This is a genomic window from Pectobacterium polaris (genome assembly GCF_002307355.1).
In the GTDB taxonomy this organism is placed as follows: domain Bacteria; phylum Pseudomonadota; class Gammaproteobacteria; order Enterobacterales; family Enterobacteriaceae; genus Pectobacterium; species Pectobacterium polare.
Genome location: NZ_CP017481.1, coordinates 3,609,163 through 3,630,578, shown reverse-complemented (window position 1 = coordinate 3,630,578; position 21,416 = coordinate 3,609,163). Strand labels below are relative to the sequence as shown.

The following is a 21,416-nucleotide window of genomic DNA, read 5'->3' as shown; positions in this document are numbered from 1 at the left end:
CAAGGCGGTGCCGCTATTTGAGCAGTAACCTGATTCTGTATAGCAAGAATAGTCGGGGGAGATGATGGCGGTGCCAGACAGCAAGGAAGCCTTGATCAAGGCAATCAACAGTCAGTTTGCGCTGTTAATGAAGCGAATCGAGGCCGTTCCCGCCGATCGCGCATTCTCGCCGGAAATGGCAGGACATGCGCAGGGAACGCAGATGAGCGCGGCAAATCTGGTGGCGTATTTGCTGGGCTGGGGCAATCTGGTGCTGAAATGGCATCAGCAGGAAGAGCAGGGTAATCCTATCGATTTTCCAGAGACGGGCTACTAGTGGAATCAGCTTGGTTTACTCGCGCAAAAATTCTATCAAGACTTCGCCCACATTACAGAGTGGCCTGAACTGGTCGCGTTGCTTGTCGCGAATAAACGGGAACTCATCGCGCTGGTTGAACGTTATACCGATGCACAGCTTTACGGTGAATGCTGGTACGGTAAGTGGACGCGCGGTCGGATGATTCAGTTCAATACCGCCTCGCCTTATAAAAATGTGGCAGGACGACTGCGCACGTGGGAGAAGAACGCATAACTCACTGATAGAAAATAAAAAAATAGTGCTGATTGTTTGTCTTCTCTTTCCCTTCGTCAGTGGCGCACTAGCGGTGTTTTTTCAGACAAAACCTTACATATTCCCCCTGCTTGATTGTTCTATACTCAGTAGTAAGCAAGATAAGTTTTACTGACAGATGAGATGAATAGGGGGAAGAAAAATGATTGGTCTTAACCTAGTTTCTCCAGTGTCATATAGCGCCATGCCTGACAAACCTGATCATGTTCAGGGCATTTCCCGCTCGTCGCAGCTGTCTGGTTACCCTAATCAGGACGCGTCTACCCGAACCCGAACGACGTACGATAATAGCGCGTCGGTCTTTAAGCCACCGATAGCCGATGGGGTTAATCGCCCAACGGAAAATAACCAGCTTAACGTTTACGTTTAAGATGGTATCAGACAGATAAAAATGGGCAATCGCGTACTGTAAACGATCGTTTCGGTGCGTAGGTTGCCCTCTTTTTTTCACTTTATTTGCATCAAGCCCTCCTAAAAAAGCATCTTCTTCTATAGTAGTCATTACGCTAGGGATAGTCGGTTTAATCGCATATTTTTTAGCGTGTCGGTTTCCTAAACTGCGTCGCTTTTGTGTTTCCATGAGCATTGGAATGGCAAATATTTCTATGAGAGAGAACAGATGAAGAAATTACTTAATATTGCATTAATAAGAAGATTTACTGTTATTGCACTGTTTGTTTTTTCAGCATCGGCATGCTCATTGAATCAGGGCAGTAGCCATTTCGAAAAAGCATTGCTCACGCCTGAACAGATCAACGAAGCAATCGTCTATCAAAAGGATGCAGATAAAAATAGCGATGTTAAACCGAAAGAGGGGGAAAAATGGTTTAACGTCATCTTAGGACAGGAGCCCATTATCATTAGCGCCCCCCATGCTACCGAACCGTTTCGGGATGGAAAATATCGTTTCTCTGACGGAGGAGGGACGGCAGCACTGGCAATCATGTTGGGAAAACTGACGGGGTCGACGGTCATCTATACAACAAAAGCCTCTCCTTCAGACCCCAACTACTACGATAATAATGATTATAAAGCGAGGCTAGCCGAATTAATAAAATCACAAAAGCCGAAACTCATTATTGATATCCACGGCAGCCACCCTTACCGACCCTATGATGTCGATATCGGAACCATGAAGGGAAAATCTCTGCTGGGTAAAGACGAACTGGTGACCAAACTCATCGCCTCATTGCGAAATGAAGGCATTTCCAATTACTCAAACAACTATTTTGCCGCCTCCAAGAACGAAACCGTCACAAAGTTCGGCTCAGCACATGGTGTACCAACGATCCAACTTGAGGTTAACAGCGTTTGGATGGTGCCAAGTGAGGGTAATTATGAATCACATCGGTTTGCGCAATTGCTCCAGGGCATGGTTCGTTACGTCAATAGCGTAAAATGACAGTCGAGCACGCCCGGTTGAATCACGTCGATCAGGTTATCTGTATTAGCTCAGACCCAATATTCTAGTGTTGACTGTCTGATGAGTACTAGATATTGCGGACACACAGATTTAGTGATTCCATAAACAGGGCGTCCGTCTTATGAAAAATCATAAGACGGACGCTTTAACATACTGATATTACTGAGATAGAAAAGGCTGTTGCTGTCTTGCCTGCTACTCGGCTTACCGTCAGTCCTGGAACATACTCTATGAACTTATCTTGGTAGTGCAGTATCGCGCAATCTTCCATGATCCAGCTGCGGGCCTATGTAGCAGAAACAGCTCCTGATAAGCCGCTGGAGTGATGATGCCCGTTGCTTTGTCTGTTTCTGTTCCCTCGGTAGCGCTTCGAACGAATGCCCAGTCGGGGCTGATTTGCTCCACTTCCTTTATTTCATATTTCATACTGAAGCCGATTGTTTCAAATACGCTATTATAGGCCAGCTCAAGCTCATCCTTGCCTATTGACGCTGGTCTGCCCGGTCCCATAAGCACACCATCATTAGTATATGTTTCGATTAAAGCAGGGATGTCGGCGCGATTGAATGCAGTCAGATAAGCTACTGCTGCCGCTTCAATTTTCACCAGTTCTTCATTCAATGTCTTATTCATTATTATTCCTCACTAAGTGTGCGTGTGGTATCGGTGTCCAGGTAAGACAAACCGGGCAACCATCTCCCCGGAATTCCGATTCTGGCAGCCATGAGTGTTGGTCACCAAAAACTCGCTGGACACGATATCCGATAAATTTATGCTGCTGTGCAGCCTCGTGTGTCTTCCTCCTGATCGGAGAGGGGCCCATCTGGGTTTACCGACTAGGTAGTCATCGGCGTCATGACGACGCGATTTTTGAGCGTCATATCATTCTTTAAAGGAAAAGAATCAAAGAGGGCGTTTAAATAATTCATAAGATTTTCGTTAAATTTTTGACTTGGGAGGAGCCAGGAAACAATGCATTCGCTTAATATAAAGGTGATTTATTAAGTGGACTAGATGTATAAAAATACTTAGCCTTATCATTTAAATGATAAATGGTGTGGAGAGGAAGCTTTGCGTCGCGAAGAAATTGCAGATCTGACTGCGTTCGTAGTTGTTGCTGAAGAACGCAGCTTTACCAAAGCAGCTCTACGTCTGGGGATGGCGCAATCAGCACTGAGCCAGATAATTCGCCGTGTTGAGGAACGCCTAGGTCTACGACTTCTGGCACGCACGACACGAAGTGTCGCGCCAACAGAGGCTGGGGAGCGCCTGCTTGCGAAGCTTGGTCCGATGCTTCATGACCTCGACCTTGTGATTAGCTCTCTCGGTGAGCTGCGTGACCGGCCTTCCGGAACGATTCGACTCACGACGGTGGAACATGCGGCAAAGACGATACTCATGCCCGCCATTGAAAGACTACTACCAGAAAACCCCGATATTCATATTGAAATCAACGTTGATCATGCACTGGTGGACGTTGTGGCCAATCAGTTTGATGCTGGTATCCGCCTTGGAGGAGAGATCGATAAGGACATGATTGCTATGCGGATTGGTCCAGACATCCCGATGGCAATCGTTGCCAGTCCTGCCTATCTGACAAGATTCCCAGCACCAAAAATACCCACTGAGCTAATCGATCATAACGTCATCAATTTCCGGCTGCCAACATCTGGCACAGTAATAGGATGGCGCCTTATGAGTGACGGACATGAAATAAAAGTTAAAGGCAAAGGGCAACTGGTCGTCAATACTATTGAGCTACTGGTCAACGCAGTACTTAATGGCCACGGTCTGGGATATATCCATCTTGATCAGGTGCAGGGATTTATTGACAACGGAAAACTTATCCAAGTACTCGATAAATTCACACCGGACATACCGGGTTATCATCTTTACTACCCTAATCACAGACACCACTCTTCTGCGTTCTCTTTACTCGTAGAAACCCTCCGATATCGCAAATAATCTGTTATATATTCTGCAATTTGCGTGTGATCCGTTTTTGTCATCGGGATGGCTATCAAATGGACTGATTACCATGCGGCCCGGTCTGAATGGAATCTCTGACCTGTAGCTCCGACAAGAACAGATTTTCTTTCGAGAAATAGCCGCCGTCCAGCATCGCGATCAGGCGGTTAATCACTTCGTTGATCATATCGCTCACCGGATCTTTGACGCTGGAGAGCGACGGTTTCAAAAACGGGGCGGTGGGAATGTCGTCGAACCCGACGACAGAAACGTCGTGCGGCACGGCAACGCCAGCGTCATCCAACGCTTTTATTGCGCCAATCGCCATATCGTCATTGCTGGCGAGAACGGCACTGAACGATACCTGATTATCGCGCAGGGCGTTAATGGCGAGCGACCCGCTGCGCGGCGTCCATTTTCCTTTCACAATCAACTCATCCCGTACCGCGATATTGGCCGCTGTCAGGGCATCTTTATAGCCGGAAAGGCGTTCGATAGCGGTCGGCGAATCCAGTGAACCGGTGATAAAAGCGATATCTCGATGGCCGCGCGCGATCAGATGCTGCGTGGCGTTATAGCTGGAACCTTTGTGATCGCAACAGATGCAGTGGCTCTGGTGTTTACGCAGTTTACGGTTAACCACCATGATCGGCTGCTTGTGCTTCTCGATGATGTCATCCATTTCATCCACGGTGAGAAAACGGGGATAGATGATGATCGCATCACAGCGTAACCCCAACAGGAATTGAATCGCGGCGCGTTCTTCATCGGCGCTGTGTTTGCCATCGACCAGAATCAGCTGACGCCCGTTGTCTTCCAGCTTTTTGGCGGCCTGTGACAGCAGTTCGTTAAAATAGCTGCCGTTATAGAGCGTGTTGGTTACCACCAAACCAATACAGGCTGATTTGCTGGTCGCCAGATTCCGCGCCAGTAAATTTGGCCGATATCCCGTCTCCTCAATGGCCTGATAGACCAGCGTTTTGGTTTCTTCACTGGTATAGCCTTTGCCCGATAGCACGCGCGACACCGTCGCTTTCGATACGCCTGCTTTCTTCGCCACTTCCTGCATTGTCGACATGGGACATCCTGAGACGTTGAGTACTCCCGTCATTTTACACACTTTATATCCGTCATACTTCAAGTTGCATGTGCGTTGGCTGCGCTTAGTCACCCGAATCACTTACTTGAGTAAGCTCATCGGGATGCCTTCGCTTGCCGCCTGCCTGAAACTCGAATTATTTAGGATATGGGCCGGTAGCAGGGTGATGAGTGCAGAACCGAAGCGGACGAGGGGAGTAACACGCTATTCATGACGATCACGATCACATAAGCAAAATATTCATAACAAAATTATTGAAATCGCATTCATATATAAACACTATCATGTGGAACCGGTTACCCATCGGCGTTTCATCACGTTGCATGGAGCAGGGATACCGGCATGAATACTTTCATAACTGTATGAAATTGAATAATAAATGTGCGTGCATCAAGTGATATTCCCGTTTCGAACGGTGTGTTGAATTGGGTGTAGCGTGCGCGATTACGAGAGATTGTCTATCCATGTCAAAGAATTATGCGGCTGTATCCCGTTCGATCGTCGATGCCATCGGTGGTGCTGATAACATCGCTGCCGTGACGCACTGTATGACCCGTCTGCGCTTTGTGCTGAAAGATAATGATGCGGCGAATGTGGCCGAATTGAAGGCGATAAGCGGCGTGTTGGGTGTCGTGAAAAATGATAACCAGTGTCAGGTCATCATCGGCAACACCGTTTCTCAGGCCTACGCCGAAGTGGTGAAACTGCTGCCAGAAGGCGTGGAAGCTGAAAAAGCCGTACCAGTGAACAATAAAATTACGCTGCGACGCATCGGCGCGGGGATTCTGGATGCGTTGATTGGCACGATGTCACCGCTCATTCCCGCGATTATCGGTGGCTCGATGGTGAAACTGCTTGCCATGATCCTCGACATGACCGGGCTGTTTGAGAAGGGCGCCTCGACGATAACGATTCTGAACGTGATTGGTGACGGCGCGTTCTTCTTCCTGCCGATCATGGTGGCGGCGTCTGCGGCGGTAAAATTCAAAACCAATATGTCGCTGGCGATTGCTATCGCCGGGGTGCTGGTTCATCCGACGTTTATCGATCTGATGGCAAAAGCGGCGCAGGGTCAGCAGGTGGTGTTTATGGGGCTGACCGTCACGGCGGTGAAGTATACCTACACCGTGATTCCAGCGCTGTGTATGACCTGGATTCTGTCTTACATTGAAAAATGGGTAGACCGTATTACGCCAGCGGTGACCAAAAACTTCCTGAAGCCGATGTTAATCGTGCTGATTGCCTCCCCGATTGCCATTATGCTGATCGGCCCGATTGGGATCTGGATCGGTAGCGGTATTTCTGCGGTGGTGTACACCGTGCATGACTATCTGGGCTGGCTGTCTGTTGCCATCATGGGCGCTATTTGGCCGCTGCTGGTGATGACCGGTATGCACCGTGTGTTTACCCCGACTATTATTCAAACCATCGCTGAAACTGGCAAAGAAGGCATGGTAATGCCGTCTGAAATCGGTGCGAACCTGTCGCTGGGCGGATCTTCACTGGCGGTTGCCTGGCGCACCAAAAACCCGGAACTGCGCCAGACGGCGCTGGCGGCGGCGGCCTCGGCCATTGTTGCCGGGATCTCTGAACCGGCGCTGTACGGTGTGGCTTTGCGTCTGAAGCGTCCGCTGATCGCCTGTTTAATTACCGGTTTTATCTGTGGTGCCGTTGCGGGTATCGGCGGGTTGGCAAGCCATTCAATGGTGTCGCCGGGACTGTTTACCAGCGTGCAGTTCTTCGATCCGACCAACCCGATGAGTATTGCTTGGGTATTCGGTGTCATGCTTCTGTCCGTCGTGATTTCCTTCTTCGTTACCTTACTGCTGGGCTTTGAAGACATCCCAGTCGAAGAAAAATCAGAAGAGAAGCGCGTACAGGGCGATGAAGTTTCCGCGCCACAGCACGCAGCGAACACGAATTAAATTAAGCACTGATTAGTACAAAGGAGAATAGCGTATGTCTGCATCAACATTTCCCAATGGGTTCTTATGGGGGGCGCGATTGCGGCCAATCAGGCAGAAGGCGCGTACCTTGAAGGCGGTAAAGGGCTGACGACGGTGGACATGATTCCCCACGGCGTGAATCGTCTGCCGGTGAAACTGGGGCAAGAACCGCGTTTCGCGCTGCGTGAGGATGAGTTTTATCCCAGCCATCAGGCGATCGATTTCTATCATCGCTATAAAGAAGATATCGCGCTGATGGCGGAAATGGGGTTCACGGTGTTCCGTACCTCCATCGCCTGGAGTCGGCTCTATCCGAATGGCGATGAGCTGACACCGAACGCGGACGGCATCGCCTTTTATCGCGATGTGTTTGCCGAGTGCAAGAAGTACAACATCGAGCCGCTGGTGACGCTGTGCCATTTCGATGTGCCGATGCATCTGGTTACCGAGTACGGTTCATGGCGTAACCGGAAAATGGTTGAGTTCTTCGCCCGCTATGCTCGCACCTGTTTTGAAGCCTTTGACGGGCTGGTGAAATACTGGCTGACGTTCAATGAAATCAATATTTTGCTGCATAGCCCGTTTTCTGGCGCGGGGCTGGCTTTTGCCGAAGGGGAAAATCAGGAGCAGGTGAAATACCAGGCTGCACACCATGAACTGGTAGCGAGCGCGCTGGCGACGAAGATTGCGCATGAGGTTAACCCGGAAAATCAGGTTGGCTGCATGCTGGCTGGCGGCAATTTCTATCCGTGGTCGTGCAAACCGGAAGATGTCTGGGCGGCGCTGAATAAAGATCGGGAAAACCTGTTCTTTATCGACGTGCAGGCACGCGGCACCTATCCGGCGTATACCGGCCGTTTGTTTAAAGAGAAGGGCATCACGATTGCATCAGAGCCGGGCGATGATGAGATTCTCAAGAACACGGTAGATTTTGTGTCCTTCAGCTATTACGCCTCCCGCTGTGCCTCGGCGGATATGAACGAGCACAATAGCAGCGCGGCGAATATCGTTAAATCGCTGAAGAACCCGCACATCAAGGCGAGTGAATGGGGCTGGGGAATCGATCCGCTGGGTCTGCGCATCACCATGAACATGATGTATGACCGCTACCAGAAGCCGCTGTTTTTGGTCGAAAACGGGCTGGGCGCGAAGGACGAGATTAACGCACAGGGCGAGATTGATGATGACTATCGCATCAGCTACCTGCGCGAGCACATCAGTGCAATGGCGGACGCCATTGGCGACGGTATTCCGGTCATCGGCTATACCTCATGGGGCTGTATCGATCTGGTCTCTGCCTCCACCGGTGAAATGAGCAAACGCTACGGTTTCATCTATGTCGATCGCGACGACCAAGGTGAAGGCACATTAGCCAGAAAGAAAAAGAAATCGTTCTACTGGTATAAGAAGGTGATTGCCAGCAACGGAACTGACCTGAGCTAAAAGCAATAAGGTTACTCAACAATTCCTGCTATAGCCCCCTGACGGAGACGTCTGGGGGTTATTTTTTTCCTAAAATGCGAGGAACGTGAATTGTGGTGACTTACTTATTTGTGCATAATCGAGCATATTAACTACGCAACATAACGCATAATCGAGCCATGGTGAGCATTGCGATTTATCATCGTCAATGTTCAACAACGCCGTCATGCCAACGTGATAGGAAGGTAAACACCATGAGTCAGTCGCTTCCCGATATTGCCTTTTTTCATGAACTCGCCACGCTGGCTAGTCAGGAAACGTTACCGCGTTTTCGTGCCCTTACCGCAGACCAAATTGATACGAAGCCCAAAGAGGGCTTTCGCTTTGATCCGGTCACGGAAGCCGACCGAGAGGCTGAACGTGTCATTCGCGAGCACATTACGCGTCATTACCCCGATCACGCGATTATGGGCGAAGAATTTGGCCTGAGCGGGGAAGGTCCGGTGCGTTGGGTCTTGGATCCCGTCGATGGAACCCGGCCTTTCTTATGCGGATTACCGGTGTGGGGAACGCTCATCGGCCTGCTGCACCATGAACGTGCCGTGATGGGGATGATGAGCCAGCCGTTTACCGGGGAGCGCTTCTGGGCCGATGGTTCGCAGGCGTGGCGCAGCGATCGGCATGGGGAAATACGCTTAAACACGCGCAAAGGCGTGTCGCTCGAACAGGCGATTCTTCACACCACCGCCCCTGAACCGCTGACGATGCACCCGACAGTTCGCTTCGCCGATCTAGCAGAAAGCACGCTCATGACGCGCTACGGCGGCGAGTGTTACGCGATGGCGATGCTGGCAGCAGGCCAGATTGATATCTGCGTGGAGTTTGCATTGCAGCCCTACGACATTGTTGCGCTGATCCCGATTATTGAGCAGGCGGGCGGCACCATTACCGATCTCAACGGACAACGAGCGGAAGCGGGCGGCACGGTAGTCGCGACCGGTAATCCCGAGCTACACCAACAGGTGTTAGCCATTCTGAATGGAACGTGGTCATAACCGCTGTTTGTAAACCAGCAAAAGACAACGGCTAAGAAGGAATCATGATGAAAGTGGCACACGTGGCATTATGGACGGCCGATCTGGCCGCGCAGGCGGCATTTTGGCAAGAGTTCTTCTCCGCTCAGGTGGGGGAAAAGTATGTGAGCCGGAATCGCCCCGGTTTTGAATCGCATTTCGTTCAACTGAGTGAAGGCGCATCTATTGAGCTGATGACGCTGCCGGTGTTGGCTGAAGCCTTAACCAATAAAGAAGGCTGCGGCTGGGCGCACGTCGCAATTTCGGTCGGGAGCAAAGCGGATGTGGAAGTGTTAGCCAGCAAAGCGGCGGAACGCGGCATTCTGGTTGCCCAGCCTCGAATGACGGGGGACGGATTTTACGAAGCGATCGTCAGCGACCCAGATGGTAATCTGATTGAGATAACCTCAGACTGATAATTTATTACTCAATAGTTTCGTCGAATCATTAGTTGCGTTAAGGAACAGTCGGTTGTTGTCGTTAACTGGTTTTTGGACGCTCTTCTTCACTTAGCTATCTTTAAGATGTATCTGGAATAAGCGAATATTGTCGAGCGTTGAGAGGATACTGAAAACCAAAGTTCATACATTGTGAGAGAAAATTATATGTCATTGGACAGGCATGACCCGATATTTTTTAAGGCAAGCTCAAAGCGTTCATTCCAACCATCAGGTAACTCAACGGTAATATCTAGCGAGAAGCTCCCTGAGGTCGGTTTTTGAGTTACCATGTCTGATAAAAACGCTGGAAGTTTCTCCGCTTGTTCGATGATGTTTCCAGCAATACCAAAAAATAATTTATGAATTTCAGAGTATAGTTCGCTAACTCGTGAAAAATAAATTATTTCCTCCCATTCTAATGCACTTTTACATACTTCTGCATATAATTTGCATATCAATACTATTTCAGTATCCTTGCCCGGCTCGCCGGGTTCCCCCCAAGCTTTCTTAAATTCAAAATTAATTAATTTTGTAAATGCCTCCGTGATTAATGTTATTTCTTGAAATCGGTCTAACGTCCATTCAATGAATTCATCATCAGTAATTCGAATGATTGGTTTAATATATAGCCCCTGCTTTAACGCTTTCCATCGTTGTAATGAGTAATTCATTTCAAAACGTAAGACTTCAGCTGTAAGTTGATGCTCCCAATAATCTTCTTTTTCTAATATTAAACGTTCTGCTAGATAACTCAGTTTCCCAAATTCACTAAGATGGCGCTCTTCATATCTTTTCCTTATTTCAAATGCTACTTTTCCAACTTTTTCTGCTATATAGTTATCATGCTCGCGCTGCCATTCAAAAAGCAAACCAGCAGGGTATTTAGTAGGGTCATCATCTACTAGTTTATGACAGTTACTGCATAGCCATATTGCATTAGATATAGCGCTTCTCTCCATTGAAGTCATTGATGACTCATAACGTGCGGAACCTTGATGTGCGCCATAAATATGCGCAGCCTCTCCAAGATTTACTGAGTCATTTGGGTCAGCAGATGGCCCACTGGTTATTGCTCGACAGGATGGGTTGGAGCAATGATTCGCTGCTCGTTTAGCTAAAGTAGTGATAATTTGTTGTTTAAACCTATTATTAAATGACATTGTTCTAATGACCTTTTTTCGCGATCTATCATGGTTGTCTTTTTCTTATATAGAATAATAGAACAGCAAGTTAATAAGTCGATTTATTTTTTAGAACACTTAGCTGGAATGCGCTGCCACTGTGTTAAGTAATCAATCTTCCCAATGGAACAGTGCATCGAACTGTGTGAAGCCGCGATCTGTGAGCACCGTCGGCACGCGAGTGCCGGTGGGCAGCAGCGATGTCAATTGTTCCTTATAAGCGCGCACAAGCCCACACTTCTCCAGTTCTGATTGAACCTGCTGGCTCAATGCAATAACGGCGGGTGTCTCCAGCCTATCGATCATTTCCAGTTCAGGAAGCGCCTGAGAACCACCGTGAGCGTGCCAGTTTTTCTCGCTCTCCATAAAAACGAAATAGGGCGACAAGCGGCTTAATAAAACGGTTAACCCTGTGTGTTCTTCGCCATGGCAAAGCGGACGTTTGACGTCAAAATCCAGTGTGTTCTTATAAAACCAAGCGTCGACAAAAGAGGCATATCCAGAACCGTAGTGATTCCATTCTATCCTCGACTTGGTGTTGGTCAGGCGCATGACCTGCGCACAAACCCCTTTAAAATGCTTTTCGATAGCTTGTTCATCATTGCTTACCCAGGGATATTCATCCGAAATACACTGTGCTACGGGTTGTAAAAGACACGAGATCTCGTGCGGTGAAAGTAGCGGCGAGACGACCTGATGACTTTTACTTGTTGAACTTCTTGCCATTTTTGCTCTCCTTAAGAAATGGCTTAGCTTTTACAACAAACCGCATCAATTTCTGTCTACGGAAAACTTGCTGTGTCTATTCTGACATTCTTCAATTGAATAACTCGCTTGTCCAGTCGGAGAAAGCTCGAACGGCGGGAGAAAGAAAACGCGGGTGCGATGCGGGTTGTCTTCTGTCTGCAATGCATTACTGGTCAGCGCAGCAACGTGTCTGGCAGGGTAACCCCGCCGACTTTAATATTATTAGACAAAATCAAACCCTCAATGATTTTTCATGCTTTAATTGTTATGTTATAACATAACAATAGGTGTGTAGGGAGATTATCGCGATGGGTGCTTAAAAGCGAAACATTCGTGGCGATGAATCATTCCAAAGCAGAACAGTAAAAATGCAAATCATTAGAGAGTGTGAAATATGGCTGACGTTGTAGCTCGACAGAAAGCAGATGCAAGACTACCTGTGACCGTACTATCCGGCTTTCTCGGCGCGGGAAAGACCACGTTACTTAACCATATTCTGAATAATCGCGCTGGCCGCCGCGTCGCGGTGATCGTCAACGACATGTCAGAAGTGAATATTGATGCTGCGCTGGTGAGGGAAGGTGGCGCTGAGCTTTCACGGACGGACGAAAAGCTGGTTGAGATGAGTAACGGCTGTATCTGTTGCACGCTGCGTGAAGATCTCCTGCTCGAGGTTAATCGGCTGGCGAAAGAGGGGCGTTTTGATCAGTTGGTCATTGAATCAACCGGTATCGCGGAACCGCTTCCGGTCGCGGAGACATTCACGTTTGCGGGTGACGATGGGGAAAGCCTCTCTGAAGTCGCTCGGCTGGATACGATGGTGACCGTTGTCGACGGCTATAATTTCTTAAAAGATTACACGTCGGTGGACAGCATCCAGTCACGCGGAGAATCGTTAGGAGAGGGGGACGAGCGCAGCGTCGTGGATTTGCTGATCGACCAGATCGAGTTCTGCAATGTCATTATCCTCAACAAAACCGACCTTATTGATGCGGCACAACAGCAGAAGCTGGTTGCGATTATTCGTTCGCTGAATCCGGGCGCAAAAATACTTCATGCACAATTTGGTGCTGTGCCGCTGAATGAGGTACTCGACACGGGATTGTTTGATTTCGACAAAGCGGCGCAGGCCCCTGGATGGTTGAAAGAGCTACGCGGCGAGCATACGCCTGAAACGGAGGAGTATGGCATCGCCAGTTTTGTTTTCCGTGCGCGTCGGCCGTTTCATCCTGCCCGCTTCGCGCAGGTCATGGAAAACTCGCTCACCGGAGTTGTCAGATCTAAAGGCTATTTTTGGTTGGCAAGCCGTCCGGAATATGCGGGATCGTGGTCTCAGGCAGGCGGCGTGGCGCGTCAGGGGCTGGCTGGTTCATGGTGGGTCAGCGCACCAAAAGAAAGGTGGCCGACAGATAGCGAATCGCTTGATTACATTCGTTCCATATGGGTGGATGGCGTGGGTGATGCACGGCAGGAACTGGTGTTTATCGGTATCGATATGGATGAACATGCGTTGCGAACCCGTCTGGAGGCTGCACTGCTGACGGACAAAGAAATGACAGAAGGTCTGGCGATGTGGCTAGATTATCCAGACCCGATAGAGCCCTGGTTTGTGTCATAAAGTGTGGGTAATTTAGAAAAGGTCTGATTGCTCAGGCAGAGGGAAGATTTATCGTCCCCGCGCGTGTCGAGGACGATAAATTGGTTTATGAAAAATCGTACTTTGGTGCAGAAAAAACGGTATTACGGAATACGAACTCCCGTTTTACCGCGCTTCCGCTACGTTAGCTTTCATAGCTAACCGCATGCGCTTCCGTCGGTGCGGGAAGCTCCCATTTCGTCAGCATACCTTGCAGCGTTTTGTTGCTTAATGTGGTGTCTCGTTTACCGTTGCGGCGCAGCAATTCCTGACGCGGACGCTCCAGATAGACGATCTCCACTTCTGCGCCGTAGGCGTAGCACAGATCCAACGTGCGGGTGCGCATTTGCTGGCTGAGATGCGTGGCATTCCACACGAACGGTTCATGCGTTCGCAGCAGTGAACGGGCTTTGTCGGTTGCCCAGTGCACGGCTTTTCCTTCATTCTCACCGTGTTTCAGCCCCAGCTCTGTTCGCGCATCGTCGAAAGACACCACGGGTAAATCGCGCCGATGCGTCCGCACCCAGGTGTCTTTTCCCGACGCGGGCAAACCGCACATCACGGTGACTTTCGATCCCGGCTCCTGAAACAGCGGATAGTCTGGATGAACATCAGCACCGCGAAAATAGCTCAGGCGCGTGTGGGCATCGACAAACGCTCTCGGCTGGCCGTAACAGCCTTCTTCCCGCGCCAGCTCGCGGAACAGCTCAATACTGTCGAGCACGCGCGCTTGATCCTGACAGATGCGCCCACGCATATCGGCTTCCGCCAGCGTTGCGAGCAGCGGAATGCTCAACTGCCAAGAGAGTTCGCGAATCGTAAAGATCGGCGACATCCGACGGCGCTCATCCTCAAGGCAGTAAAACGGCACCTGATGCACCGAAATTAAGCGGCAAATCGCTTCCCGAATCGCAAACGGAACGCCTGCATCCCACAGCAGCACCCGGGCATCGATGGCGCCTTTGCGCGAGTGTCCCGGCTGACCAATCTGCCCCGTTACTGGGTCAATCACCGTCGTGCGGTATTTGGCAACGTCATGCAGCAACGCAGCAAAAAACAAGACTTCCTGCTGCTCGCGCGTAGCGTTCTGGTAATCAGGAAGCTGCAATAGCGACTCGACCACCATGATGGTGTGTGTCCAGACATCACCTTCGCCGTGATAGCGTGGCTCCTGCGGCGTCTCTTTGGCGCGTTGAAGCACTGGGAACGCGTCCAGACAATCAGCAAAATCTGGCTGCGCGCCAGAGGCGGGGACCAATCCCCTAATGGTATTCCAATCCATGATCATCATACTCCTTACTTATTGGGCATGGCGGTGGCGAGTGCGTCTAAAGAACGCAGCGTATTCAGCCCCAGCATTTCCCAGGATACGGTTGGACAGGGCGCGTACAGATCAACGCCGTCAGCCAGTTGGTTCGGCAAAATCGGGCGTCGGGAATGATGCGATCCGCTGTCCAAAATGGTCTGGATAAAGTCATGGCGTACCAGCTTGTAACGTGCCAGTACCTGTTCATCATCTTCAACCTTCAAATAAAGGCCTTCCGAACGGTCCGATTTATCGGTTTGCTGCCAGCACAGCGCGAGCGGTAAGCCTTCACGCTGCACGGTGGATTCAAACGAAGTCTTCCAGTTCTGGCTTTTCGCCAGCGAACGGAACACCAGTTTCCACAGCAACGCCGGATTCGTCGGCATCTCCCCGGCATAGAGCACCGGAACGGACAACACGGGCGAACCGGCCAGCATCGCGTGTCGGCGTGCTGTCGATAAAAAAATACCGTCACGACGATCGTAAATATCAAATTCGTGAAAGTAGTGCGGCAACCGGTCATAAAACACGGAATGCTTGCTGTACGCCCATTCGCCGTACATCACGAAACGGTCCTCCAGCAGTTCAAGAAAATGCATTTCGTGCGCGGTAGCCCAGAGCTTGAACTGATTGAACTGTCGCTCCCGCGAACCGCCAGCCAGATAGTGGCCGCGCGACTGGAGCAGGAGTTCCGCCGTTTCATTGAAGGACACGCCGCTGTTCGCGCCGTCGATCTTTTCTTCGATCACGACGTAACGGCCTGCCAGCGCTTTCAGTGCGATTTGATCCGACGCATCATCGCCGGGCTGTAAACGCGAACCTTCCAGATGCGGGGTACGCGGATACTTTAATAACGGTATTGAATGTAAATACATGTTTTTCGCCTGCTGCGTTATTGGCGCAGCCAGGCCCATCTACGGTAAAAAAGAGGGCCGACGAACGTATTCTGGCGCGAGTCAATAGACTGTCCACTGGCATTCCAGAGGTCAGAGTCGCGGGGGGAGGAAGCGGGAGGTTCGTTTTCTGCTCCGCACAATAGTGGGGAAAACAGGGAACTCGTACCGCAGCCAACGCTGGCGCAGACTGCGCCGAATCGAGGCTGCTTAATGCAGTCGTCGGCGGTTAGTGGGGGGCTGACGTACAGGGCACTTTAGGGCTCCAAATGACACATGGGGGTGAGTAAACGGCGCGATTCTAGCGAAGGAATTCTCCGACAACAAGTTTTTGTATAAAAAATGCTATTCTTTCCTGTAGTTGTAGAATGCGTTGTCGCGTGTAAACGTGGTAAAAAGGCCAGAGGCTATCGACGTCAGCGTGATAAGAATAGCGAGTGGTGAGATAGGGGATGCACACAATGAAGAGTCGAGGAATATAATGAAAATCAGTGTGATAAAGAAAGGGATTGCGGGTCTGTTACTGGTGCTGCCGCTGTACGGTGTCGCAGAGACAAAAGATCCAGATTTATTCGTTGGCTATACCACGCAGGATCTTACCGATGCGTTGCCTGCGCAGCTGTTGAACATGATTCAGCGAGACAAAGTGGTCGATCCGGCAAACCACATGGTGCAGACCGAGTATGTTGACCCTACGACAGGCAATAAGGCGTTGGTTTCATTGTTCATGCTGCCGCCAGATAGAGATGGCAATGTCCCGATTGCCTCCAAGCCCAGCGATCTGGATGCGGTGATCGCCAGTACCGAAAAAGAGATGCTGCGTCAGCGTATTAAGCCCGACCAGCGTGCGGGAAACATTGACGGTGCGACGCCTTTTCGCTGCTTACAAACGATTCTGAATAACAAGGTTTTGCATTCGCTGTGTTCGACGCTGATTAAAGGGCGCGTGCTGGAAGTGCAGGCGATCAACACGGTTGAAAATATTCAGGATGAAGCCGGGCTGAATAAGGTCATCGGGCAACAGAATGAATTCGTTGTCGAGATGGGGAAAACGTTGCTGGCGCTGAAAAAGTAATCCGTACTGACGCAGCAGGACAGGCGTCAGCGGTGACAGACCGCCACGGTTTCTCATCAACATTCCTGAGCGAAGGCAAGCACCTTCGCTTTTTTTGCACCAAAAATCCCCCGGTTCTCCCTTGCCAGATTCTCAGCGTTCGTGCATAACTGCCGGTGCCAAAGGGCCGATGCCTGAAATCAGGCATGACGAAACGACATTCATGACGAAATGTATTCATCACGAAACGACACCGGATAAACGCTATGCTTTTGTTACTCGTTTTGGCTGTGATTGTAGTCGCCGTTTACGGCTGGTTAAAACAGCCGCAGTATGTATCACCAGAGGTCAAGCCCCAGCCAGAAAACCCACTCTTTCGCGATGGTGCGTTTCATAACCCAGTGGCTCGCCCGACGGTCGATAGCCAGAACCGGTTTGCGCTGCTGTACCGCTTTCTTTTTGAAAAGGATGCTGGCGCGTTGCCAGATACCCGTCTGCCGTCGGAAAAGACCGATCTGCATCAGTTAAGTAAAACGGATAACGTCATCATCTGGATGGGACATTCCAGCTATTTCATTCAACTGGAAGGGAAAACGTTCCTGCTGGATCCGGTATTTAGTGACAACGCCTCGCCGGTGCCGCGCACCAATGTCGCTTTCAAGGGCAGCAATGTGTATTCACCGGACGATGTTCCCACCATCGACTATCTGTTGATCACTCACGATCACTGGGATCATCTGGATTACCCCACGCTGAACGCGCTACGCGGGAAAATCCGCCGCATCGTCACGCCAACGGGCGTAGGTTCCTATTTTGTAAAATGGGGCTTCCCGCAGAAAGACATTACGGAAGGCGGCTGGTTCAGCTGCCTGAAAGAGAACGGAGTCGAAATCCATGTGCTTCCGACACAGCATTTTTCCGGCCGACTCCTTAAGCACAATCAAACGCTGTGGGGTTCATTTGCGCTGATTACGGAACAACATCGTCTGTATCTCGGCGGGGACAGCGGCTATGGCGCTCATTACAAAGCGATCGCCGAGCGTCTGGGCGGATTCGATATCGCGATACTGGAATGCGGGCAATACGATCGGGACTGGCCTCATGTTCATATGACGCCGGAAGAGAGCGCACAGGCGGCCAGTGATTTACAGGCCAAAGCGGTATTACCAAGCCATAACAGCAAATTTAAGCTGGCGCACCATCGCTGGAACGATCCGCTGGAGCGCATTTCTCAGGCGAGTGAAAATCAAGACTGGCGACTGATGACGCCCCGCATTGGCGAACGCGTTCAGGTCGATAACCCGCAGCAGACGTTTAGTCAGTGGTGGTAGAGCAGGGCGGAACGAGAGTTAAGCTCATCCCTTCAACGTTCCTCACGTTGTTGAAGGGATGAGCGGTTCACCATCAAGCAAATGTTTTCTCACTCAGGCAGTCAATAAATGCCCGGAGTTTGGGAGACAGATCGCGACTGGCAGGCCAGAGAACCCACATTGGGCTGCTATTTTGAGTGAAGTCATCAAGGATGGTCTGTAATCGGCCATCGCGCAGGTATTTCGCCACGCTGAAATCTGGCAGGCAGGCAATGCCTTGGGCCTGTCGGGCCAGATGGATGCGCATTTCTATGCTGTTACAGACCAGCGAGAGCGGAATGTCGTAGGCGTTTTCCTCTGCTGCTAGCGGGAGCGGCCATTGCTCAAGGCGACCGGAGCTGGGAAAGCGGTAATGCAGGCAGATATGCGTTTGAAGCTCCATCGGGTGTTGCGGCAGTCCGTGTTCCTTAAAATATTCTGGCGCACCGACCAGAACGCGGCGGAACGTGCCCAACTGACGGCGCTTGAGCCCTGAATCCGCCAGTGTTCCGGTGCGTATCGCGGCATCAAAACCATCACCAATGACATCCACTAAACGATCGGAGAAATCCAGATCCAATTCTACCGCCGGATAGCGCTGCATAAAATCTGCGATGACAGGCTCGAACAGGCTGCTGTGTCTGGGCAGGCTGACGCGCAGTTTACCGTGTGGCGTCTCGCTGGCCTGCGTCATTTCCAGTTCAGCGGCTTCGACCTCGCTAAGGATGCGGCGGCAGCGTTCAAGGAATTTTTCACCTTCGGCGGTCAATGCCAGCGTTCGCGTGCTGCGATGAAAGAGGCGCACACCCAAGCGTGCTTCCAGTCGCGCAACCGCTTTGCCGACAGAGGAGGGTGATACCCCCAATTCGCGCGATACGGCGGAGAACCCAAGCCGTTCCGCCACGCGTACAAAAATGCCAATGCTGCCCAGTTTATCCATCATCACGCTGACCTATTTAAGACATTTTTGTCCGAAGTGTTAATAACCTTATCCTATTTTTCTCGATATGACTTTGACTTAAGCTGCCGCAAACGCTCGATTACCCCTGTTGGTGTCTTTGGGCATCACGTTATTGCAGACGAGAACGATGACTTCACTTTCTTTTTCCTCCGCCAGAATCTGGCTTCAACTGCTGGCCGCTTGCCTCACCGGCTTATTAATACCGCTGTGCTTCACCGGTCCGGCGGTCGTGCTACCGGCGATCAGTCAGGAATTAGGCGGCAGTCCCGCGCAACTTAGCTGGATTATGAACGCTTACATCCTCAGCTATGGCGGCGCGATGATGGTATCGGGCAGCCTGACCGACATCTACGGGCGCAGACGCATTTGGCTGATCGGGCTGGCCTGGTTTTGTGTTTTTACCTTCGCGATTCCGTTTTCCCCCAGCGTACTGTGGATCGATCTACTGCGCTTGCTACAGGGGCTGGGCGGCGCGGCGGCTTTTGCCGCGGCGATGTCATCGCTGGCACCGCTTTTTGCTGGCCGAGCCCGCGCGCGTGCTTTTAGCTTACTGGGCACCACCTTTGGCCTCGGGCTGGCTTTTGGCCCGCTGGTATCAGGATGGATGGTTGAGGCCAGCAACTGGCAAGGCGTCTTCTACGCAACGGGTATTGTGGGTCTGCTCGGCTGGGGACTGGTCGCGATAAGCACTCGACGGGTAAGCGAAACAAACTCCGGCACGATGGACTGGCCGGGCATGATCAGCTTCACACTGGCTTTGGGGCTTTTTACCTACGGCATGCTGCTGGTACCGGAACTGGGATGGCGCAATACGATGGTTATCGCCATGTTGCTCGCGTCGGTTGCCGTGTTTGCTGGTTTTGTGGCTATCGAACGACGGGCAGCACAGCCGATGCTGGATTTGGGATTTTTCCGCTCTCCCGGATTTATTGGTGTACAGGTGCTGGCCGCTTCACCCGCCTTCCTCTTCATCGTGCTGATTGTGATGCTGCCGGGGCGCTTTATCGGTATTGACGGCTACAGCGCATTGCAGGCAGGGCAGATGATGGTGTGGCTGGCAGCTCCGTTGCTTGTGGTGCCATTTTTGGCGGCGCTGCTGACGCGCTGGTTCACTCCCGGCTTGCTGTGCAGCGTCGGGCTATTCCTTGTGGCGGGCGGACTGCTCGGGTTAGCGCATGGGTTTGCTCAAGGAGGAGCTGCGTTACATTTACCGCTGTTGCTGATTGGTATCGGGATCGGCCTGCCGTGGGGGCTCATGGACGCGCTGGCCGTCAGCGTAGTGACGCCGGAACGAATCGGCATGGCGACGGGGATTTTCAATACCGTGCGGGTATCCGCAGACGGTGTCGCTATCGCCATGATTAGCGCCTTGCTCGCCACCTTGATCCAAAATGGCATGGCGCTGGAGATGGGGGAATCGGTCTCACAGGCTGCGCTTCTGGAAGCGGCCAGCCGCACCGCATTAGGAGAGCTGCATACCGCCGTGTCAATCCTGCCCGACCATGAGGCTCTGCTATCACAACGCTATGCGGAGTCGTTCATCACTGTCATGTACGTATTGGCAGGGATCGCCGTACTGACGGCCTGCGCGGTATTCGTTTTGCTGCGTGAACGACCAGAGGGTGCGAGTACCAGACAGCGGACGTAATATGGGATTTCATCATTCGATGGTATTAACGAAATGACCCGTACTGAGTGATAGGCAGAATGGTTCCCACCCACCTGGCGGGGCCCATTCACCCGAACCATAAATCACATTATTCTGAATCTCATTAATAATCACGCCATCGATAGCACATTGCTTTGATTGCCAGATGATTCCAGAGTCTACGTTAATGAGAAATGTGTATAAAAACGTCGTTGCAAGAAAGGTGCTGCCGAGCACGCCAGAGGTGATGTCTGGGACTGGATAAAGATGACCGACATAATCGTGTAAATGTATGCTTTTTACTTCATGCGATACGGTGTCGAATAGGTGAACATGCTGACCATACAATAATGCAATCTTATTTTCGTTAAGAAGAAGATCGCGAAAGCACTGCTCGAGTAGATAACCGTTATCATCAATCTCAACGTAAATACAGAGAATGACCACGGGTTCATCATGCTTGCAGATGAGAACGCTCTGTCGCTGCTTGGCACCATGAGGAAACGGATTGATATCAATCTTGAGAATGGTGCTTTCAGGATAAAATTCAGTATCGAGAAACTGTGCGGTATAGACCATAGTAAATTTTTAGCATTTTGCTACAAAGACGGTGATGTCATTATATGCTCGTTTTTCACGATCTCCGTCAACATACGTGCA

General features: G+C 50.8%; 18 protein-coding genes and 2 pseudogenes. 12 read left to right on the top strand and 8 right to left on the bottom strand.

Annotated elements, in window-relative coordinates:
- The first annotated feature begins 64 nt into the window (after positions 1 to 64).
- The 3 genes and pseudogenes from BJJ97_RS16380 (at position 65) to BJJ97_RS16370 (ending at position 2,012) form a co-directional block, all read left to right on the top strand.
- A pseudogene (locus BJJ97_RS16380) lies at positions 65 to 571 on the top strand (ClbS/DfsB family four-helix bundle protein).
- 181 nt (positions 572 to 752) lie between these two features.
- Positions 753 to 980: a hypothetical protein gene (locus BJJ97_RS16375; protein WP_072012457.1), complete on the top strand. Its 228-nt coding sequence runs from the start codon at positions 753 to 755 to the stop codon at positions 978 to 980.
- Positions 981 to 1,229: 249 nt separating this feature from the next.
- Positions 1,230 to 2,012 (top strand): N-formylglutamate amidohydrolase, encoded by a 783-nt coding sequence (locus BJJ97_RS16370; protein WP_095994628.1) that lies wholly within the window; start codon positions 1,230 to 1,232, stop codon positions 2,010 to 2,012.
- A gap of 249 nt (positions 2,013 to 2,261) precedes the next feature.
- Here the strand turns inward: BJJ97_RS16370 and BJJ97_RS16365 are convergent, their stop codons facing one another.
- Positions 2,262 to 2,666, bottom strand: a complete 405-nt coding sequence (locus tag BJJ97_RS16365; RefSeq protein ID WP_095994627.1) for a YybH family protein — start codon at positions 2,664 to 2,666, stop codon at positions 2,262 to 2,264.
- 438 nt (positions 2,667 to 3,104) lie between these two features.
- On the opposite strand from BJJ97_RS16365, the gene BJJ97_RS16360 reads away from it, so the two are divergent.
- Entirely contained in the window at positions 3,105 to 3,998 is an 894-nt protein-coding gene (locus BJJ97_RS16360) for a LysR family transcriptional regulator (protein WP_095994626.1), read from the top strand.
- 55 nt (positions 3,999 to 4,053) lie between these two features.
- Here the strand turns inward: BJJ97_RS16360 and BJJ97_RS16355 are convergent, their stop codons facing one another.
- A complete protein-coding gene (locus BJJ97_RS16355) occupies positions 4,054 to 5,079 on the bottom strand; it encodes a LacI family DNA-binding transcriptional regulator (protein ID WP_095994625.1) in 1,026 nt (341 codons plus the stop codon).
- A gap of 485 nt (positions 5,080 to 5,564) precedes the next feature.
- On the opposite strand from BJJ97_RS16355, the gene ascF reads away from it, so the two are divergent.
- The 4 genes and pseudogenes from ascF to BJJ97_RS16330 all read left to right on the top strand — a co-directional run bounded on the left by ascF (position 5,565) and on the right by BJJ97_RS16330 (position 9,957).
- Positions 5,565 to 7,025 (top strand): PTS cellobiose/arbutin/salicin transporter subunit IIBC, encoded by a 1,461-nt coding sequence (ascF, locus tag BJJ97_RS16345; protein WP_095994623.1) that lies wholly within the window; start codon positions 5,565 to 5,567, stop codon positions 7,023 to 7,025.
- Positions 7,026 to 7,059: 34 nt separating this feature from the next.
- Positions 7,060 to 8,489, top strand: a pseudogene (locus tag BJJ97_RS16340) (6-phospho-beta-glucosidase).
- 233 nt (positions 8,490 to 8,722) lie between these two features.
- A complete protein-coding gene (gene hisN, locus BJJ97_RS16335) occupies positions 8,723 to 9,523 on the top strand; it encodes a histidinol-phosphatase (protein WP_095994622.1) in 801 nt (266 codons plus the stop codon).
- Positions 9,524 to 9,570: 47 nt separating this feature from the next.
- Entirely contained in the window at positions 9,571 to 9,957 is a 387-nt protein-coding gene (locus BJJ97_RS16330) for a VOC family protein (protein WP_095994621.1), read from the top strand.
- A gap of 185 nt (positions 9,958 to 10,142) precedes the next feature.
- Here the strand turns inward: BJJ97_RS16330 and BJJ97_RS16325 are convergent, their stop codons facing one another.
- Complete coding sequence (locus BJJ97_RS16325) at positions 10,143 to 11,141, bottom strand: HNH endonuclease (RefSeq protein WP_095994620.1); 999 nt, start codon at positions 11,139 to 11,141, stop codon at positions 10,143 to 10,145.
- A gap of 132 nt (positions 11,142 to 11,273) precedes the next feature.
- On the bottom strand, positions 11,274 to 11,888 hold the full coding sequence (locus BJJ97_RS16320; RefSeq protein WP_095994619.1) for a hypothetical protein: 615 nt from the start codon (positions 11,886 to 11,888) through the stop codon (positions 11,274 to 11,276).
- 415 nt (positions 11,889 to 12,303) lie between these two features.
- Here BJJ97_RS16320 and zigA point away from each other — a divergent pair, with 415 nt between their 5' ends.
- Positions 12,304 to 13,527, top strand: a complete 1,224-nt coding sequence (zigA, locus tag BJJ97_RS16315; protein ID WP_095994618.1) for a zinc metallochaperone GTPase ZigA — start codon at positions 12,304 to 12,306, stop codon at positions 13,525 to 13,527.
- A 163-nt stretch (positions 13,528 to 13,690) separates the two neighbouring features.
- On the opposite strand, the gene BJJ97_RS16310 is transcribed toward zigA, so the two are convergent.
- Positions 13,691 to 14,836: an AAA family ATPase gene (locus BJJ97_RS16310; RefSeq protein ID WP_095994617.1), complete on the bottom strand. Its 1,146-nt coding sequence runs from the start codon at positions 14,834 to 14,836 to the stop codon at positions 13,691 to 13,693.
- A gap of 5 nt (positions 14,837 to 14,841) precedes the next feature.
- Positions 14,842 to 15,726, bottom strand: coding sequence for an RNA ligase family protein (locus tag BJJ97_RS16305; protein WP_095995385.1), 885 nt, complete (start codon positions 15,724 to 15,726; stop codon positions 14,842 to 14,844).
- Positions 15,727 to 16,225: 499 nt separating this feature from the next.
- Between BJJ97_RS16305 and BJJ97_RS16300 the strand changes: the two genes are divergently transcribed.
- Both BJJ97_RS16300 and BJJ97_RS16295 read left to right on the top strand, forming a co-directional pair.
- Positions 16,226 to 16,819 (top strand): hypothetical protein, encoded by a 594-nt coding sequence (locus tag BJJ97_RS16300; protein WP_095994616.1) that lies wholly within the window; start codon positions 16,226 to 16,228, stop codon positions 16,817 to 16,819.
- 245 nt (positions 16,820 to 17,064) lie between these two features.
- Complete coding sequence (locus BJJ97_RS16295; RefSeq protein ID WP_095994615.1) at positions 17,065 to 18,129, top strand: MBL fold metallo-hydrolase; 1,065 nt, start codon at positions 17,065 to 17,067, stop codon at positions 18,127 to 18,129.
- Between the two features lie 73 nt (positions 18,130 to 18,202).
- Here the strand turns inward: BJJ97_RS16295 and BJJ97_RS16290 are convergent, their stop codons facing one another.
- Positions 18,203 to 19,090, bottom strand: a complete 888-nt coding sequence (locus BJJ97_RS16290; protein ID WP_095994614.1) for a LysR family transcriptional regulator — start codon at positions 19,088 to 19,090, stop codon at positions 18,203 to 18,205.
- A gap of 145 nt (positions 19,091 to 19,235) precedes the next feature.
- Between BJJ97_RS16290 and BJJ97_RS16285 the strand changes: the two genes are divergently transcribed.
- Positions 19,236 to 20,756, top strand: coding sequence for an MFS transporter (locus BJJ97_RS16285; RefSeq protein ID WP_095994613.1), 1,521 nt, complete (start codon positions 19,236 to 19,238; stop codon positions 20,754 to 20,756).
- Positions 20,757 to 20,768: 12 nt separating this feature from the next.
- Here BJJ97_RS16285 and BJJ97_RS16280 read toward each other — a convergent pair whose 3' ends face one another.
- Positions 20,769 to 21,335, bottom strand: coding sequence for a hypothetical protein (locus tag BJJ97_RS16280; RefSeq protein ID WP_095994612.1), 567 nt, complete (start codon positions 21,333 to 21,335; stop codon positions 20,769 to 20,771).
- Between the last annotated feature and the right edge of the window lie 81 nt (positions 21,336 to 21,416).

Coding starts and splice junctions, on each gene's coding strand:
- BJJ97_RS16375 (WP_072012457.1), top strand. CDS start 753: ATGATTGGTCTTAACCTAGTTTCTCCAGTGTCATATAGCGCCATGCCT.
- BJJ97_RS16370 (WP_095994628.1), top strand. CDS start 1,230: ATGAAGAAATTACTTAATATTGCATTAATAAGAAGATTTACTGTTATT.
- BJJ97_RS16365 (WP_095994627.1), bottom strand. CDS start 2,666: ATGAATAAGACATTGAATGAAGAACTGGTGAAAATTGAAGCGGCAGCA.
- BJJ97_RS16355 (WP_095994625.1), bottom strand. CDS start 5,079: ATGTCGACAATGCAGGAAGTGGCGAAGAAAGCAGGCGTATCGAAAGCG.
- ascF (WP_095994623.1), top strand. CDS start 5,565: ATGTCAAAGAATTATGCGGCTGTATCCCGTTCGATCGTCGATGCCATC.
- hisN (WP_095994622.1), top strand. CDS start 8,723: ATGAGTCAGTCGCTTCCCGATATTGCCTTTTTTCATGAACTCGCCACG.
- BJJ97_RS16330 (WP_095994621.1), top strand. CDS start 9,571: ATGAAAGTGGCACACGTGGCATTATGGACGGCCGATCTGGCCGCGCAG.
- BJJ97_RS16325 (WP_095994620.1), bottom strand. CDS start 11,141: ATGTCATTTAATAATAGGTTTAAACAACAAATTATCACTACTTTAGCT.
- BJJ97_RS16320 (WP_095994619.1), bottom strand. CDS start 11,888: ATGGCAAGAAGTTCAACAAGTAAAAGTCATCAGGTCGTCTCGCCGCTA.
- zigA (WP_095994618.1), top strand. CDS start 12,304: ATGGCTGACGTTGTAGCTCGACAGAAAGCAGATGCAAGACTACCTGTG.
- BJJ97_RS16310 (WP_095994617.1), bottom strand. CDS start 14,836: ATGATGATCATGGATTGGAATACCATTAGGGGATTGGTCCCCGCCTCT.
- BJJ97_RS16305 (WP_095995385.1), bottom strand. CDS start 15,726: ATGTATTTACATTCAATACCGTTATTAAAGTATCCGCGTACCCCGCAT.
- BJJ97_RS16300 (WP_095994616.1), top strand. CDS start 16,226: ATGAAAATCAGTGTGATAAAGAAAGGGATTGCGGGTCTGTTACTGGTG.
- BJJ97_RS16295 (WP_095994615.1), top strand. CDS start 17,065: ATGCTTTTGTTACTCGTTTTGGCTGTGATTGTAGTCGCCGTTTACGGC.
- BJJ97_RS16290 (WP_095994614.1), bottom strand. CDS start 19,090: ATGATGGATAAACTGGGCAGCATTGGCATTTTTGTACGCGTGGCGGAA.
- BJJ97_RS16285 (WP_095994613.1), top strand. CDS start 19,236: ATGACTTCACTTTCTTTTTCCTCCGCCAGAATCTGGCTTCAACTGCTG.
- BJJ97_RS16280 (WP_095994612.1), bottom strand. CDS start 21,335: ATGGTCTATACCGCACAGTTTCTCGATACTGAATTTTATCCTGAAAGC.